The following is a 15713-nucleotide window of genomic DNA, read 5'->3' as shown; positions in this document are numbered from 1 at the left end:
CTGCCGGACCACGACCGAATTCGGAGCCGATCCGGGCTGTACCGGTTCATCCCCGTCCCCTACCGGTGAGTCGTCTTCCGTTTCCGACCCCAGCGGTCGGGAACGGAGTGTGGATTCGGCGAGGGAACCGCGGCCGGGGCGGCATGCGTCTAATTCACATGGGAACCGGTATCGATCTGGACTCGCTCAACGACACCCTCGCCCAGAACCAGGGCGTCATCACCCTCGCGCAGGCCCGCTCCTGCGGTCTCACCGACCGGCAGATCTACCGCCGCGTGAAGTCGGGGCACTGGGAGGCCTTCGCGCGCGGGGTCTTCCTGTCGCGCCAGCATCTGCACACCGACGACTCCCGGGTCCGGGCCGCGGTCTGGGCACACCGGCGCAGTGTCGCCGATCGGTCCACCGCCGCCTGGTGGCACGGCATGCTGCCGACGCTCCCCCAGCCGCTGACCATCTGCGTGCCCCGCACCACGCACCGCTCGCCGGATCTGCCGGACAAGGCCAGCCTCCTGCACCGATCGATTCCGGCCGAAGACCTTCTTGAACTGCGCGGATTGGCGGTGACCGGCGCCGAACTCACCGTCCTCGGGGCGCTGGACGTCGTCGCCGATCCGCCCGGTTTCCTCGATCGGGTACTGCAGCAGGAGACGGTGACACTCGAAGGACTCGCGCAATGCCTGGACCGCAACCGCGGCATGCACGGTAACGGCAAGGGCCGGACGCTGCTGGGAACGCTGGTGGCCGGGGCCGAATCCGAAGCCGAACGGGTCCTGGTCGAACTGCTGCGCCTGCACCAGATCACCGGGTGGACCCTGCAGTATCCGCTGGGCGGGCGCCGGATCGATGTCGCCTGGCCGGCAGAGAGGATCGCCGTGGAGGTCAACGGCTGGGCCTACCACCGGGACCGCGACCGGTTCGAGGCAGACAACGCCAAGACCGCGATGCTGGCCGCACGCGGCTGGCTCACCCTGTCGTTCACCTGGCGTCAGCTGACCGAGGAGCCGGAAGACTGCATCGCCCAGATCGCGGCCGCCCTGGCGCTGCGCCGCTGACTTCGTAACGCCGCCGATCAGCCCGGGTCGGCGTAGCGCACCACCAGCGGCGCGTGGTCGGACAGCCGCTGCTGCGGTGCGGGTTCCTTGTCCACGGTCACCGACAGCGCCCGGCGGGCCAGCCCCGGTGTGGCCAGCTGATGATCGATCCGCCAGCCGACGTCCTTGGTGAAGCTCTCGCCCGCCCAGCTCCACCAGGTCAGCGGGCCGGGCCGGTCCCCGTGCAGCGCGCGCACCACGTCCACCAGCCGGCGCGGCCCGGTGATCGAGCCGAACCACGCGCGTTCCTCGGGCAGAAAACCTTCCATCTTGCGGGCCGGCCGCCAATTGGTGACATCGTGCTCGAGGTGCGCCACATTCAGGTCCCCGACCAGCAGGAACTCCCGCCCGGCGCGCAGCGCGGCACGCCGGTTGCGCTCCAGTTCGCGCCCGAAGGCCGCCAGAAACCCCATTTTGCGGTCGAACTTGGCGCCGCCGTCGGGTTTCTCCCGCAGGGACCCGGGTCGTTGCAGGTGCGCCGGCAGCCCGCCCTTGGGCAGGTACAGCGAGGCCACCGTCAGCGGCCGGTCGGCCAGATCCACCTCCAGGTACCGGCCCTCGTGCGCGAAGGCCGCCAGACCGCGGGCACGCGGCGGGACCAGCGCCCAGCTGCGCACCGCCGCCGGGGCCTGCCGGGTCAGGATCGCCACCCCGTTGCGGCCGGGGATCGAGCCGGTGTCGACCGCCGCGTGATAGCCGGGGAACTCCCCGACATCGCTTGGCCCGCACCGCAACTCCTGGATCGCCAGCACCTCCGGGGCACGCTCGGCCAGCCACCGGTCGAAACCGCGCCGCCGTGCGGCGCGGATCCCGTTGACGTTGAAGGCGGCCACCTCGAACCATCCCGTACCCGTGACCTGTGTCATGCCCACCACCCTGCCGTATCCGGTGATGCGTAATCCATTTGCCCGGACTGACAGAATGGACCCTGTGAGCCGCCCTCGTATTTCGCACCCGAACCTGAACCTGCGCACCCTTGAGCAGTCCGACAAGCTCAAGAACGTCTGCTACGAGATCCGTGGCCCCGTGCACGAGCACGCCGCGCGCATGGAGGCCGAGGGTCACCGGATCCTCAAGCTGAACATCGGCAACCCCGCACTGTTCGGTTTCGAGGCTCCGGACGTGATCATGCGCGACATGATCCACGCCCTCCCGTTCTCCCAGGGCTATTCCGATTCCATGGGCGTCCTGCCGGCCCGCCGCGCGATCGTCACCCGGTACGAGACCATCGAGGACTTCCCCTACTTCGACGTCGACGACGTCCTGCTGGGCAACGGTGTCTCCGAGCTCATCACCATGACCATGCAGGCGCTGCTCAACGACGGCGACGAGGTCCTCATCCCGTCGCCGGACTACCCGCTGTGGACGGCGATGACCGCCCTGTCCGGCGGCACCCCGGTGCACTACCGGTGCGATGAGGACAACGACTGGAATCCCAGCCTCGAGGACATCCGCGAGAAGATCACCAGCCGCACCAAGGCGATCGTGGTGATCAACCCGAACAACCCGACCGGTGCGGTCTACTCCCCCGAGGTCCTCAAGGGCATCGTCGACATCGCACGCGAGTACTCGCTGCTGATCCTGGCCGACGAGATCTACGACAAGATCCTCTACGACGACGCCGTGCACACCTCTATCGCCTCGCTGGCCCCGGACATGCTGGTGCTGACCTTCAACGGTCTGTCCAAGGCCTACCGCGTCTGCGGTTACCGCGCCGGCTGGGTGGTGATCACCGGACCCAAGGGGCATGCAACGGGGTTCATCGAGGGCCTGCGCACCCTGGCCTCGACCCGGTTGTGCAGCAATGTGCCCGGCCAGCACGCCATCCAGGTGGCCCTGGGCGGCTACCAGTCGATCGATGCCCTCTGCGCCCCGGGCGGCCGGCTGCACGAGCAGCGCACCGTCACCGTCGACAAGCTCAACGAGATCCCGGGGGTGAGCTGTGTGACGCCGATGGGCGCGCTCTACGCCTTCCCCCGCCTGGATCCGAATGTGCACGAGATCCACGACGACGAGAAGTTCGTCCAGGACCTGCTGCTGCAGGAGAAGATCCTGGTGGTGCAGGGCAGCGGGTTCAATCTTCCCGACACCGCGCATTTCCGGATCGTCACGCTGCCGTGGGCGCAGGATCTGGCCGAGGCCATCGACCGCATCGGCAACTTCCTGTCCTCGTATCGCCAGTAATCGTGACCTGGGACGATGACGCAGATCACATCTGCACCCCGGCAGTGATATGCCGGATGCGCATAAGAAAGCGCTAACTATTGCTAACACTTTCCTGTGACCGGTGGTAACGTCCAAACCATCGAGCAACCCACAGGAGGGTCTGAGCATGGTCACCTGGAATCGTTCCACGGTCCGAAACGACGACGTGGAACTCGCCGTCTTCCACCTGGACGCCCCCGATGCCGCCGACGAGCGGCCGACGGTGGTGCTGGTGCACGGCTGGCCGGACTCCCACCATCTGTGGGACCACGTCGCCCCCGCACTGGGCGAGCACTTCCGCGTGATCTCCTATGACACCCGCGGCTACGGCGAATCCACCCGGCCCGACGAGGTGTCGGCCTACCGTCTCGAGCACCTGGCCTCGGATCTGTTCGATGTGATCGACGAGGTCAGCCCCGGTGAGCCGGTGCACGTGATCGGCCACGACTGGGGCAGCGTGCAGCTCTGGGAAGCGGTCACCACCCCCGGCGCCCAGGACAAGATCAAGAGCTTCACCTCGGTCTCCGGCCCGAACCTGGACTACCTGGGCGAGTGGGCTCAGGGGAACCTGACCAATCCCACCCCCGGCAATCTGGGCCGGGCCCTCTCGCAGCTGGCCTCCTCGGCCTACACCGCCTTCTTCCAGGTGCCGGTGCTGCCGCAGGCCTTCTTCAACGCCTTCGGTTCGGAGAAGATCTGGACCGAGTTCCTGCACGCGGTCGAGGGCACCCCGCGCGAGAACGTCTCGTTCGCGCCGACCCTCAAAGAAGACATGATCTCCGGGCTGCGCTTCTACAGCGCCAACATCCGGGAGAAGCTGGCCAAGCCCGATCCCCGGCCGACCACCATCCCGGTGCTGGAGCTGGTCAACGAGCGCGATATCGCCCTGCGTCCGGCCATCTACTCGCGCAGCCACGAGCACGCGAACAAGCTGTGGCGCAAGAACTCCGACACCGGCCACTGGCTGCCGTACACCAACCCGGACTACCTGTCCGAGTCGGCGCGCGAGTTCATCCAGATGATCGAGGACGGCACGTCCTCGTCCCCCAACACCATCGACCGGGCGCGCCGCCTGGGCCCGGCGCAGAAGCTGGGCGGCAAGCTGGCCGTCATCACCGGCGCCGGCAGCGGCATCGGCCGGGAGACCGCCTACGCGCTGGCCGAACTGGGCTGCGAGGTGGTGCTGGCCGACATCAACGCCGCCTCCGCCGAGGAGACCGCCATCGAGTGCAAGGCCAAGGGCGTGCTGGCCACCGTCTACGAGCTGGACGTCTCCAGCACCGAGGCGGTCAACGAGTTCGCCGAGCGCGTCCGCCGCACCCACGGTGTCGCCGACATCGTGGTCAACAACGCCGGCATCGCCCTGGCCGGTTCGGCCCTGGCCGCCTCCGAGGAGCAGGTCGACCGCATCCTGGCGATCAATCTGCGCGGCGTGATCGCCGGCAGCCGGGCCTTCGGCCGCCAGATGGTCGAGCGCGGCACCGGCGGCCACATCGTCAACCTGTCCTCGGCCTCGGCGTTCACCCCGCAGCGCGATATGGCCCTGTACTCGGCCACCAAGGCCGGTGTGCTGATGTTCTGCGAGTCCCTGCGCGCCGAACTGGCCGATTACAAGATCGGCGTCACCGCCATCTGCCCGGGCATCGTGCACACCAACATCACCTCGACCACCGAGATCGTCGGGCTCGAGGACGCCGACGGCAACCGCAAGCGGATCGACGATTTCTACGCCCGCCGCGGTTTCACCCCCGACAAGGTCGCCAAGGACATCGTCAAGGCGATCCTGGCGAACAAGGCCGTGGTCCCGGTGACCCCGGAAGCCAAGTTCGGGTACCTCTCGTACCGACTGTTCCCCTGGGGCTCGCGCCTGGCCGCGCGAGTCAAGCTTGCGAAGTAGGAGACCGATATGACCACGCAGCCGACCCATTCCACCCCCGGCACCGATCCGGGCAAGGTGGAACTGCACGCCCGCAATGTGCGCTTCGACCTGTCGGAGTCGCCGCTGCACTGGATCCCCGGCCATCCGGTCGCGTCCAACTTCATCACCGCGCTGAACCTGCTCCTGCCCGAGGGCGAGCGCTGGTTCGTCGAGACCTTCAACGAGGCTCTGCCGATGATCCAGGACGAGGCCCTGGCCGCGGACATGCGCGGCTTCATCGGCCAGGAGGCCATGCACGCCGAGGCGCACGACCGCGCCGTCGAGGAGTGGCTGGACCGCCACGGCATCGACACCACCGCCTACCAGCAGCAGATGCAGTGGATCTTCCGCCGCGTGCTGGGGCCCCGCGACGGCGGCACCCCCGAGCAGCAGCAGAAGCACCTGATCGAGCGGCTGTGGCTGATCGCGGCGATCGAGCACTACACCGCGATCCTGGGCGATTTCGCCCTGAACTGCCGGTGGACGCAGGTCGGTGCCGACCCGAACATGACCGACCTGTTCACCTGGCACGGCGCCGAGGAGGTCGAGCACCGGGCGGTCGCGCACGACGCCGCCGCCTACTTCAACGACAGCATGCTGCACCGCGGCCGGGCCATGTCGCTGGCCCTGCCGTTCCTGGCGCTGCTGATGGTCCGCGGTTTCCGATTCATCATGAACGCCGACGAGTCCGTCGACATCGGCCCGGTCGGCAAGTTCACCGGCTACTGGCGCGGCGGCCGCGCCGGGGTGCTGCCGAAGATCCGCCACCTGCTGGGCGCCACCTTCACCTACTTCAAGCCGGGCTTCGTCCCGCACGACATCGGTGACACCGCCCAGGCCGTGGCCTACCTCGCCTCCTCCCCCGGAGCACGCCAGGCGGCTTGAGATGAACCACATCTTCCACGAGCACACCACCGATATGACCACCGAGCCGCCGCATCTGTACGGCCGGTGGCGCCGAGACCCGCTGATGCGGGTCACCACCGGCCTGCGCAAGACGTGGTTCCCCTTCTGGGGTGCGCTGGAGCGGCTGCGCCCGCTGGCCAGCAACGACGATGCCCTGCAGCTGGAGCTGATCGACCGCGAAGTGGTCGCCCAGGACGAGAACGTCATCGCCCTGACCTTCGCCGCCCCCGACCGGCAGGTGCTGCCGCAGTGGCGTCCGGGCGCCCACCTGGATCTGCACCTGGCCTCGGGCCGGATGCGCTCGTACTCGCTGTGCGGTGATCCGGGGGACCGTCGTACCTACCGGATCGCGGTGCGCCGCATCCCCGACGGCGGCGGCGGTTCGATCGAGGTGCACGACACCCTCGCGGTCGGCGATACGGTCACCATCCGCGGACCGCGCAACGCTTTCCCGCTGGTGCTGCCCGGCTACGGCTCCTCGGCCCGCCGGCTGCGGTTCGTCGCCGCGGGGATCGGGATCACCCCGATCCTGCCGATGCTCGCGCTGGCCGACCGGTTCGGTATCGAGTGGTCGATGATCTATTCCGGCCGCTCCCCCGAGTCGATCCCGTTCATCGACGAGCTCGCCCGCTACGGCGACCGGGTCACCGTCCGCACCGACGACGTCGACGGCCTGCCCACCATGGAAGAGCTGGTCGGGCCGATCGACGACGACGATGCCGGTCTGGCGATCTACTGCTGCGGCCCGGTGCCGATGCTCGAGAACCTGCGCACCCACCTGGTCGGGCGCGGCGATGTGGAACTGCACTTCGAGCGGTTCTCCCCGCCGCCGATCCTCGACGGCACCGATTTCGAGGTGGTCCTCAACTCCACCGGTGAGACCCTCACCGTGGCCGCCGACGAGTCGGTGCTCACGGCGATCCGCACCGTCCGGCCCGATGTGCCCTACTCGTGCCAGCAGGGCTTCTGCGGCACCTGCAAGATGCACACCACCTCCGGCGAGGTGGACCACCGCGACGGTCTGCTCACCGAACCCGAGCGCGCGGCCGGCTACTTCTTGCCGTGCGTCTCCCGCTGCAACGGTCCGGTGCTGGCCGTCGATGCCTGACACCGGAGCTGTCTGACACCGGAGGCGCCGGACACCGGCGCACCTGATACCGGAGCACCTGATACCGGAGCACCTGATGCCGGGGCGCCTGATGCCGGGGCGCCTGATGCCGGGGCGCCTGCATCCGTGCCCGGGGCGCCGGGCCGTTCTGCGACAATGGTCGGTATGACCGAATACCGGATCGACGACCTGGCGCGGGCCGCTGACACCACGGTCCGCAATGTTCGCGGCTATCAGGATCGCGGGCTCATCCCGCGCCCGATCCGGCGCGGCCGCATCGCGATCTACACCGACACCCATCTCAAGCGACTCAAGGTGATCAACGACCTGCTCAAGCGCGGGTTCACGATGACCCACATCGGCGAGTTCCTGTCCGGGCTGCAGCGCGGCGACGATCTGGTGGAGGTCCTGGGCCTCAAGAGCCTGATCACCGAACCGATCGCCCGCACCCCCACCGAGCGTGTCACCACCGGCAAGCTGCTGGAATTTCTCGGCGATCCGGAACCGGAGATCCTGCAGCAGCTGCGGGAGCGCGGGCTGATCGAGCCGATCGTCGACGAGCACGCCGGGAACGGGACCGGCCCGGGCGCGCCCACGCACTATCTGATCAACGACACCGAGACCCTCGGTGCCTACCGCGACCTGCTGGCGATCGGCATCCCGTTGGCCTACATCCTGGGTCTGCAGCGCCGCCTGGATGCCGACCTGGAGGTGGCGGCACGCACGCTGGTCACCGCCGGCCGTGCGGCGATCACCGAGGGCCGTTTCGACGGCTGGATCCCCGAGAGCGACGAGGAGTCGGACTGGGCCGCCTCGTTCATCCAGCAGTTGCGCCGCACCGGCCGGGTCACCGCCCACAACTCGCTCAACCGGGCCCTGGACCGCGAACTGACCCGCCAGCTCGACGACTACCTCACCATCGCCCGCACCCGCCGCGATACCGAGCAGCCCGCCGACCAGTAACCGCCGCCCAGTAAACCGCCTCCCAGTACACCGCCGCCCAGTAGCCCGTCTCCCAGCTGCTCGCTGCCCGGCGGCCGATCGACCGGTGGCCCGTTCCCCGAGATACCCCGTCTGACGTGCACGGCTGCCGATGTGTACAAATGTACATGTACATTTGTACACATTGTCGCACCCGTCAGGAGCCTCGATGTCCCGTCCCGCCGCCGACCGCCCCGGCGATAGCCGCAGCGGGGGCAACCGTCGCGATCAGCTGATCACGGCCGCCGCCGACCTGCTGCGCACCGGCGACGGCAAGATCACCCACCGGATGGTCGCCGAGCGCGCCGGGGTTCCGTTGGGATCGACCACCTACTACTTCGCCACCCTCGACGATCTGATGACCGCCGGCCTGGAGCACCTGGCCGACGAGGTGGACCGGGACCTGGAGTACACCGAGCAGCTGCTGGCGGCCAGTGACCGGCGCCCCGAGACCGTGGCCCGGCTGCTGCACCAGTACCTGTCCGACGGCGATCGGGTCCGCACCGAGATCGCCCTCTACGTCGCCGCCGTGCAACGCCCCGAACTCGTCGGCCTGACCCGGCGCTGGTTCGACGGCCTGGTGCAGATCCTGAGCACCCTGACCGATCCGGCCGCCGCCCGGATGATGGCCGTCTTCGTCGACGGCGCCAGCCTGCACGCCGCACTGCACGAGCAGGCCCTGGATTCGGCCGTGATCGAAAACCTCGCCCGCACCCTGATGAATCGCCCGGCCGACCCGGCCCGATCGGAGCACCCGTGATCGGCTTCTACGCCCCCGCCACCTCCCCCGACGGCACCCTGCGCGAACCCATGCCCGCCTGGCGGCGCTGGGCCTCGCTGATGGTCCTGTCGGTCGCGCTGCTGACCGTCGTGATGGATCTGACCGTCCTGAACGTCGCCCTGCCGTCGATCAGCGCCGACCTGAAACCCTCGGCCACCCAGCAGCTGTGGATGGTCGACGCCTACTCACTGATCCTGGCGGGCCTGCTCATCCCGATGAGCGCCCTGGCCGACCGCTGGGGCCGGCGGCTGCTGCTGATCCTGGGCTTCACCCTGTTCGGCCTCGCCTCCCTGCTGGTCCTGTGGGCCGGCTCCTCGGCCGCGGTGATCGGGCTGCGCGCCCTGCTGGGTCTGGGCGGCGCGATGATCATGCCGACCACCCTGTCGATGCTGCGGGTGGTGTTCACCGATCCGCGCGAGCGCACCCTGGCGCTGAGCGTATGGGCCGCGGTCTCGGCCGCCGGGGCGGCCGTCGGGCCGATAGTGGCAGGGCTGCTGCTCGAGCACTTCTCCTGGCATGCGGCGTTCCTGGTGAACGTGCCGCCGATGGTCATCGCGGTCGTCGCCGCCCTGTATCTGCTCCCCGAATCGCGCGTGGCCGCCTCCGGCTCCTGGGACCTGCCCGGCACGCTGCTGGCGGTCGGCGGCGTGGCGACTCTGGTGTGGTCGATCAAGGAGTTCGGCAAACACTATGTCGCCGACGGTCTGGGCAACGCCCCGGCCTGGATCGGCCTGACCGTCGCGGCCATCGCGTTGACACTGTTCGTCCTGCGGTGTCTGCGCCGGCCCGACCCGCTGCTGGACGTACGCCTGTTCCGGCGCCCGCAGCTGACCGCCGGGGTGCTGGCGGCACTGTTCTCCATGCTGGCGATGGGCGGCGGACTGCTGCTGCTGGCCCAGTGGCTGCAGCTGGTCGAAGGCTTCTCCCCGTCGCAGGCCGGCTACCGGCTGCTGCCGTTCGCCGCAGGGGCGATCCTCACCGCCATCCCGGCCCGCAGCCTGGTCGACCTGATGGGCGCCCGCACCGTGATGGGACTGGCACTGCTGTTGCCGGCGGCCGGTTTCGCGCTGTTCTACTTCGCCCCGGAGCCGCTGAGCTATGCGTGGGTCGCCGCGGCGATGCTGCTGCAGGGGGCCGGCGCCGGCGCCCTGGCCATCGGCTCGGCGATGATCATGTCCGGCAGTCCCCAGGAGAAGGCCGGGAACGCCGCGGCGATCGAGGAGACCGCCTACGACCTGGGCAACGTCTTCGGTGTGGCCCTGCTGGGCACCATCGCCGCCGTCGTCTTCACCAGCCGGATCGGCACGCAGTTCCCCGGCGCCGACGCTTCGCTGGCCGAGGCGATGGAGGTGGCCCAGCAGACCGGCTCACCGGAACTGGCCGCAGCAGCCGCAGCCGGATTCACCGAGGCGATCGCCCAGGTGGGTCTGGTCGGCATGATCCTGCTGGCGCTGGCCGCAGCGGCGGTCTACCTGCTGACCCCGCGCGGGCTGGACATCGACATGCAGCACTGACCGCTCCCGGCAGCCGGCTACTGCGGAAGTGGGACCGGCTCTTCGGCCGCCCGGTCGACCCGGCCGCGGCTGACCGCCCAGCCGAAGGCGGGCGCGATCAGATACATCAGGATCGAGTAGACGGCGGCCGGGATCGCCACCATCACGTTGTCGAGCACACTCAACGCGATGGTCAGCGCGATCGTGGTGTTGTGGATGCCCACCTCCATCGAGGTGGCGATCGCCTGCCCCTGGGACAGCCGCAGCAGGCGCGACAGCCCGTAGCCGGCAGCCAGGCTGATCAGGCAGAACAGCCCGGTCACCAGTCCGACCTGGCGGGCGTAGTCGACGATGTTCTCGCGTTCGCCGACGATCGCGCCGACGGTGACGATCACCAGCACCACGATGGAGAAGACCCGGACCGGCCGGTCGGCGCGGGTGGCGAAGTCGGCCCAGCGCGCCCGCACGATCATGCCGACAATCACCGGAACCAGCACGATCGCCACCACCTGCACCACCTTGCCGAACTGCAGTCCCAGGGTGCCGTCGGCATCGAAGTAGCCGATCGCCAGGTTGGTGATCAACGGGATGGTGAACGCCGCCAGCACCGAGTTGATCGCGGTCAGCGTGATGTTCAGGGCCACGTCGCCCCGGAACAGGTGGCTGAACAGATTGGCGGTGGTGCCGCCGGGCGAGGCGGCCAGCAACATCACGCCCACGGCCAGCAGCGGCGGCAGCCCGAAACCGAGCACCAGCGCGAAGGCGATCACCGGCAGGATCAGCACCTGCAGGACCAGTGCCCCGATCACCGCCCGCGGCGACCGCGCGACGCGGGCGAAGTCGGCCACCCGCAGCGACAAGCCCAGCCCGAACATGATGATCGCCAGGGCGATCGGCAAACCGGTCGTGATCAGCGCCGAATCCTGCACCGAGGACCTCCTCTTCTTCTCGTCCTGGCCCACCCTCACACGTCCGGGAGGTGCGGTTGCACGATTTGCCAGATTGGCGCGATTTCCGCGCCGATCCCGGCGGCCGGGACCGGCAGATCGGCTCCGCCGCGTTTGTCCGCCCATCGAGCCCGGGGGCCGCCGACATCGATAAAATCGGCCCATGCGACGCACGCCCCTCCGCACCGTCCTCGGCCTGGCCGCCACCGTCGCCACGCTGGCGGCCGTCGCCGCACCCGTCCACGCCGATCCCACCCCGCCGAATCTGGCGCCCCTGCCCGGCGAGGTGATCGACGGCGTCGACCGGCTGGTTCCGCCGGCGGCCTATCCGCGGCCCACGACCATCCCCCAGCGCGCCCAGGCCCCCGGTTACCCGCGCTCGACCCTGCAGCTGCGCGAGGCGGTCCTGCCCGATCCGGTCGGCGATCCGATGTTCGACCGCTGGCCGGCCCGGCTGGCTACCCGCGCCAACGGCGATGTGCTCGCGGTCCGCGACATCACCTCCACCGCCGGATTCCTGGTCACCGTGCCGATCGCCGGGGCGCATCTGGTGAAGTTCCGGTCCACCGACGTCCAGGGACAGCCGATCTTCGCCACCGCCACGATCATCGAGCCGCAGGCGCCGTGGCACGGCCGTGGCCCCCGGCCGATCCTGGTGAACAATGTGCCGATCAACGGTCTGGGAACCGAGTGCACCGCCGGCTACACCCTGGCCCACGGCTTCTCCGATAAGACGAACCAGACCGACCTGTTCCCGCCGACCACGCAGCTGGCGCTCTCGCGCGGCTACACCGTGATCGTCCCCGACCACGAGGGGCCGCGGCAGGCCTACGCCGAACCGACCCTGGCCGGGCACGTGGTGCTCGACTCGATCCGGGCGGCGGCCAAGTACGCCCCGGCCAAGTACGCCCAGAGCCGGGTCGCGGTGACCGGCTACTCCGGCGGCGCGATCGCCACCAACGGCACCGCGAAGGTCCTCGGCCAGTACGCGCCGGACCTGACAGACCGGGTCGTGGGCGCGGCCCTGGGCGGTGTGCCCGCCGACTTCCGGATGCTGGCCGGGGCGATGAACGCCAACCTCGCCACCGGGGTGATGCTGGCCGCCACCCTGGGGGTGGCCCGCGAACGGCCGGAGCTGCTGGAGACGATGAACAACCTGGGCGCCCAGCTGGCGACGTCGGACTTCCGCAACGCCTGCGGCTCCTCCTACGGTCTGGCCGGGCCCTTCCAGCTGCCCGCGCAGCTGCTGTCCAAGGACAAGGATCCGTTCAACTCGGCCCTGGCCGAGAAGATCTACACCGCCACCGAACTGGCCGATCATCGCTCGGCCACCCCGCTGTACATCTACCACGGCACCCACGAGATCTGGATCCCCGCCCAAGGCGCCCGCAACCTGTACGCCCAGCAGTGCCGGCTCGGCGCCAACGCCACCTACCGGGAGGTCCCCGGCGAACACCTGTCGGCGGCGGTTATCGCCTACCCGGAGGCGACGCAGTGGCTGGCCGACCGTCTCGAGGGCAGACCGGCCCGCAGCGGGTGCCCGCGCAGCTGAGCCCGGCGGCGGATTTGCTAGGGTATGTCTCGCGAGGCCGACGGCCTGGCAGGCCGGCGTAGTTTAGTGGTAGAACATCAGCTTCCCAAGCTGAGAGTGCGGGTTCGATTCCCGTCGCCGGCTCCACCCCCACCCTTCTCCGCACACCCCGCGGGTTCCGCTCTGACCAGCACCGAAGGGGCATCGGCGGCGCAGATCGGATAATCTCGACGACGTGCTTCTCTCTGACCGCGACATCCGTGCGGAAATCCAGGCGGGGCGGCTGGGGATCGATCCCTACGACACCGGGCTGGTGCAGCCGTCCAGCGTCGACGTCCGGCTGGACTCGCTGTTCCGCGTATTCGACAACACCCGGTACACCCACATCGACCCGGCCCAGCGCCAGGACGAGCTGACCACGCTGGTCGAGCCCGCCGACGGTGAGCCGTTCGTGCTGCATCCGGGCGAGTTCGTGCTCGGGTCGACCCTGGAGATCTGCTCTCTGCCCGACGATCTGGCCGGGCGGCTCGAAGGCAAGTCGTCGCTGGGCCGGCTGGGGCTGCTCACCCATTCCACCGCCGGGTTCATCGACCCCGGGTTCTCCGGGCACATCACCCTCGAGCTGTCGAATGTGGCGAACCTTCCGATCACCCTGTGGCCGGGGATGAAGATCGGTCAGCTGTGCCTGTTCCGCCTCTCCTCGCCGTCGGAGAACCCGTACGGCTCGGCGCAGGCCGGATCCAAGTACCAGGGCCAGCGGGGTCCGACGCCGTCCCGGGCGTATCTGAACTTCCAGTAGCGACGACGACCAGCAGCGAGAACAACGATGACCGTGCCCACGCCCTCCTGGCTCACCGACTTCGCCATCCCCGGCGAGGCGGCCGGCGTCGTGCTGGCACTGGACTTCGGCGACACCGGCCTGTGGGCCGCCCGGCTGAATCCGGATCTGACCGTGGCAGCCACCGCCACCGAACCGCGCATCACCCCGGCCGTGCTCGATCTGCGCATCGCCTCCTATCTGCGCCAGAGCGAGGCGGTGCCCGACGCCGAGGATCCGGCGGTGTTCGCCGAGCTGCTGGACGTGTGCCGGCGCGCCCGCGAACGGCTGATCGACCGCGACAGCGCCATGCTGATGGGCACCCGCAAGCTGCGGCTGGTGACGATCTCCCTGGACACGGTGATGGCCGCGACGGTGCCCGAGGTGAACCGCACCCACGGGCTGCTCGTCGAACTGGCCGGCCGCGAACCGGTCGCCGCGATCTTCCTGGGTCCGGGCACCGACGAGTGGCCGGGCCTGTGGGAGGCGCTGACCGACCGCGGTTTCGCCCTGCTGCTGCCCGACGACGAGTTCCCGGCGACCTACGCCGGCGACGAGGCCAGCACCGGCCTACTCGATGCGGTGCCTGCCGGTCCGCCGTCGCTGGCCTGGGCCGCAGCCGAGGACGACGGGAACGCGCAGACCGGCCTGATCGGTGCCGACGGCGGCACGTCCCTGGATGCGGCGGATCTCGATCCGTCGATCTCGCGGCGGGGACGCCTGGTGATCGCGGCTGCGGCAGCCGTGCTGGCCGCCGCAGCCGGAGTCGGAGTGGCGATGGCGACCCTCGGCGGCAGCAGCAGCAAGAAGGAGCCGCCCGTAGCCGCCTCGACGGCCGGCCCCAGCGCGCCCGGCGACGACGTCGTCGAGCAGAACGCCGAGACCACGGTGGTCACCGCTGCCGAGCCGGCCGACGTCCGCGCGGCTCGGTCCTCGATGAAGCGGTACAGCCCGCCCACCTCCTCGGCGACCTCCAGCCCGGCGCCGTCGACCTCGCGGACCTCCGAGGCCCCGCCGGGACCCGAACCCAAACCCAAACCGCGACCGCCGCGCCGCACGATCCCCAACCCCATCCCCGGGCTGCCGCCGATCGTCATCGGCTAAGACCTCCCCGCGTACCGGCACCCCCTCAGAGACGACGATGGCGGGAGACCCCGCGGGGTCTCCCGCCGTCGCGGGGGTCTGCGCTGCTACTTGATCAGCGAGATGTTGAAGGCGAACGGCGGCTCCTCGCCGCGCTCGTACGCCCCGGGTGCCTTGGCCGCCGCCACGATGTGCAGGACGAACAGCACGATCGCGGCGATACCGCCGACGATCCAGCCGAGGAACGGGATCAGCATGAAGATGGCCACGAACACGCGCAGCAGCGCGAAGTTCATATTCGCCTTCTGGTAGGCGGTCAGCTGCGCGTCGCCCTTGTCCTTGTCGATCAGGTAGTAGATCAGCGCCGGGATCCAGGTGAAGAACACCGACAGCCAGTAGTTCAGCTGCACATTGCCGCGCGCTTCGGGCACGGCCACCGGATAACCGGCCTGCGGGAGGTAGCCGCCCGGGGCGCCGTAGCCCGGCTGCGGGGCATAGCCCGGCTGGGGCGGGTACCCGGGCTGGGGCGGGTAGCCCGGCTGGGGAGCGTAGCCGGGCTGAGTCGGGTAGGCCTGCGGCGTGCTGCCGTACTCCGGCGCCGGCGGCTGCGGGGTGTAGCCCGGCGGCGGGGCGTGGTCCGGCTGTGGCGGCACATGCCCCGAGCCGTGGAACTGCTGCTCACCTCCGGTGTCACCGGACGGCGTATCGGGCGAGGGCGTGGTCATGAGCTGCTCCTTTACTGCGGCCTCTGCTGAACTTCTGCCACTACTGCGCGGGTGCGGCCGGCGCGTCCGGCAGCCCTCACGATTCCGGTCAGCTTACCCGGGCCCCGGCGACGGCCCGGCCGGCGGC

General features: G+C 69.6%; 14 protein-coding genes and 1 tRNA gene. 12 read left to right on the top strand and 3 right to left on the bottom strand.

Going from position 1 to position 15713, the window contains the following annotated elements; genetic code table 11:
• The first annotated feature begins 158 nt into the window (after positions 1-158).
• A complete protein-coding gene (locus GOHSU_RS12245; protein ID WP_005942132.1) occupies positions 159-1052 on the top strand; it encodes a type IV toxin-antitoxin system AbiEi family antitoxin domain-containing protein in 894 nt (297 codons plus the stop codon).
• 17 nt (positions 1053-1069) lie between these two features.
• Here the strand turns inward: GOHSU_RS12245 and GOHSU_RS12240 are convergent, their stop codons facing one another.
• Positions 1070-1957 (bottom strand): exodeoxyribonuclease III, encoded by an 888-nt coding sequence (locus GOHSU_RS12240; RefSeq protein WP_029760106.1) that lies wholly within the window; start codon positions 1955-1957, stop codon positions 1070-1072.
• 64 nt (positions 1958-2021) lie between these two features.
• Between GOHSU_RS12240 and GOHSU_RS12235 the strand changes: the two genes are divergently transcribed.
• The 7 genes from GOHSU_RS12235 (at position 2022) to GOHSU_RS12205 (ending at position 10504) form a co-directional block, all read left to right on the top strand.
• Positions 2022-3275 carry a pyridoxal phosphate-dependent aminotransferase gene (locus tag GOHSU_RS12235; protein WP_005942128.1) on the top strand — a complete coding sequence of 418 codons (1254 nt, stop codon included), beginning with the start codon at positions 2022-2024 and terminating at the stop codon, positions 3273-3275.
• Between the two features lie 148 nt (positions 3276-3423).
• Positions 3424-5193, top strand: a complete 1770-nt coding sequence (locus tag GOHSU_RS12230) for an SDR family oxidoreductase (protein WP_005942126.1) — start codon at positions 3424-3426, stop codon at positions 5191-5193.
• Between the two features lie 9 nt (positions 5194-5202).
• A complete protein-coding gene (locus GOHSU_RS12225) occupies positions 5203-6099 on the top strand; it encodes a metal-dependent hydrolase (RefSeq protein WP_005942123.1) in 897 nt (298 codons plus the stop codon).
• A gap of 1 nt (position 6100) precedes the next feature.
• Positions 6101-7228: a PDR/VanB family oxidoreductase gene (locus tag GOHSU_RS12220; RefSeq protein WP_005942121.1), complete on the top strand. Its 1128-nt coding sequence runs from the start codon at positions 6101-6103 to the stop codon at positions 7226-7228.
• Positions 7229-7393: 165 nt separating this feature from the next.
• Entirely contained in the window at positions 7394-8191 is a 798-nt protein-coding gene (locus GOHSU_RS12215) for a MerR family transcriptional regulator (RefSeq protein WP_005942119.1), read from the top strand.
• Between the two features lie 187 nt (positions 8192-8378).
• On the top strand, positions 8379-8969 hold the full coding sequence (locus GOHSU_RS12210) for a TetR/AcrR family transcriptional regulator (protein WP_005942117.1): 591 nt from the start codon (positions 8379-8381) through the stop codon (positions 8967-8969).
• On the top strand, positions 8966-10504 hold the full coding sequence (locus GOHSU_RS12205; protein WP_005942116.1) for an MFS transporter: 1539 nt from the start codon (positions 8966-8968) through the stop codon (positions 10502-10504). Before GOHSU_RS12210 ends, GOHSU_RS12205 begins: the two co-directional genes overlap by 4 nt.
• 17 nt (positions 10505-10521) lie before the next feature.
• Here GOHSU_RS12205 and GOHSU_RS12200 read toward each other — a convergent pair whose 3' ends face one another.
• On the bottom strand, positions 10522-11412 hold the full coding sequence (locus GOHSU_RS12200; RefSeq protein WP_005942115.1) for a bile acid:sodium symporter family protein: 891 nt from the start codon (positions 11410-11412) through the stop codon (positions 10522-10524).
• Between the two features lie 181 nt (positions 11413-11593).
• Between GOHSU_RS12200 and GOHSU_RS12195 the strand changes: the two genes are divergently transcribed.
• The 4 genes from GOHSU_RS12195 to GOHSU_RS12180 all read left to right on the top strand — a co-directional run bounded on the left by GOHSU_RS12195 (position 11594) and on the right by GOHSU_RS12180 (position 14882).
• Positions 11594-12982, top strand: a complete 1389-nt coding sequence (locus tag GOHSU_RS12195) for a lipase family protein (RefSeq protein WP_005942114.1) — start codon at positions 11594-11596, stop codon at positions 12980-12982.
• Between the two features lie 52 nt (positions 12983-13034).
• Positions 13035-13108, top strand: a tRNA-Gly gene (locus tag GOHSU_RS12190).
• Positions 13109-13196: 88 nt separating this feature from the next.
• Entirely contained in the window at positions 13197-13760 is a 564-nt protein-coding gene (dcd, locus tag GOHSU_RS12185) for a dCTP deaminase (RefSeq protein ID WP_005942112.1), read from the top strand.
• Positions 13761-13787: 27 nt separating this feature from the next.
• Positions 13788-14882, top strand: coding sequence for a hypothetical protein (locus GOHSU_RS12180; protein WP_005942110.1), 1095 nt, complete (start codon positions 13788-13790; stop codon positions 14880-14882).
• A gap of 86 nt (positions 14883-14968) precedes the next feature.
• Here GOHSU_RS12180 and GOHSU_RS16350 read toward each other — a convergent pair whose 3' ends face one another.
• Positions 14969-15586 (bottom strand): DUF4870 domain-containing protein, encoded by a 618-nt coding sequence (locus GOHSU_RS16350; protein ID WP_005942108.1) that lies wholly within the window; start codon positions 15584-15586, stop codon positions 14969-14971.
• Between the last annotated feature and the right edge of the window lie 127 nt (positions 15587-15713).

It is taken from the genome of Gordonia hirsuta DSM 44140 = NBRC 16056, assembly GCF_000333015.1.
GTDB lineage: Bacteria > Actinomycetota > Actinomycetes > Mycobacteriales > Mycobacteriaceae > Gordonia > Gordonia hirsuta.
This window is presented reverse-complemented; position numbering and strand designations above follow the sequence as displayed.

What these genes read in the sequence shown, in the direction of transcription:
- GOHSU_RS12245 (WP_005942132.1), top strand. Translation starts at nt 159, where the DNA reads ATGGGAACCGGTATCGATCTGGACTCGCTCAACGACACCCTCGCCCAG.
- GOHSU_RS12240 (WP_029760106.1), bottom strand. Translation starts at nt 1,957, where the DNA reads ATGACACAGGTCACGGGTACGGGATGGTTCGAGGTGGCCGCCTTCAAC.
- GOHSU_RS12230 (WP_005942126.1), top strand. Translation starts at nt 3,424, where the DNA reads ATGGTCACCTGGAATCGTTCCACGGTCCGAAACGACGACGTGGAACTC.
- GOHSU_RS12225 (WP_005942123.1), top strand. Translation starts at nt 5,203, where the DNA reads ATGACCACGCAGCCGACCCATTCCACCCCCGGCACCGATCCGGGCAAG.
- GOHSU_RS12220 (WP_005942121.1), top strand. Translation starts at nt 6,101, where the DNA reads ATGAACCACATCTTCCACGAGCACACCACCGATATGACCACCGAGCCG.
- GOHSU_RS12215 (WP_005942119.1), top strand. Translation starts at nt 7,394, where the DNA reads ATGACCGAATACCGGATCGACGACCTGGCGCGGGCCGCTGACACCACG.
- GOHSU_RS12210 (WP_005942117.1), top strand. Translation starts at nt 8,379, where the DNA reads ATGTCCCGTCCCGCCGCCGACCGCCCCGGCGATAGCCGCAGCGGGGGC.
- GOHSU_RS12195 (WP_005942114.1), top strand. Translation starts at nt 11,594, where the DNA reads ATGCGACGCACGCCCCTCCGCACCGTCCTCGGCCTGGCCGCCACCGTC.
- GOHSU_RS12180 (WP_005942110.1), top strand. Translation starts at nt 13,788, where the DNA reads ATGACCGTGCCCACGCCCTCCTGGCTCACCGACTTCGCCATCCCCGGC.
- GOHSU_RS16350 (WP_005942108.1), bottom strand. Translation starts at nt 15,586, where the DNA reads ATGACCACGCCCTCGCCCGATACGCCGTCCGGTGACACCGGAGGTGAG.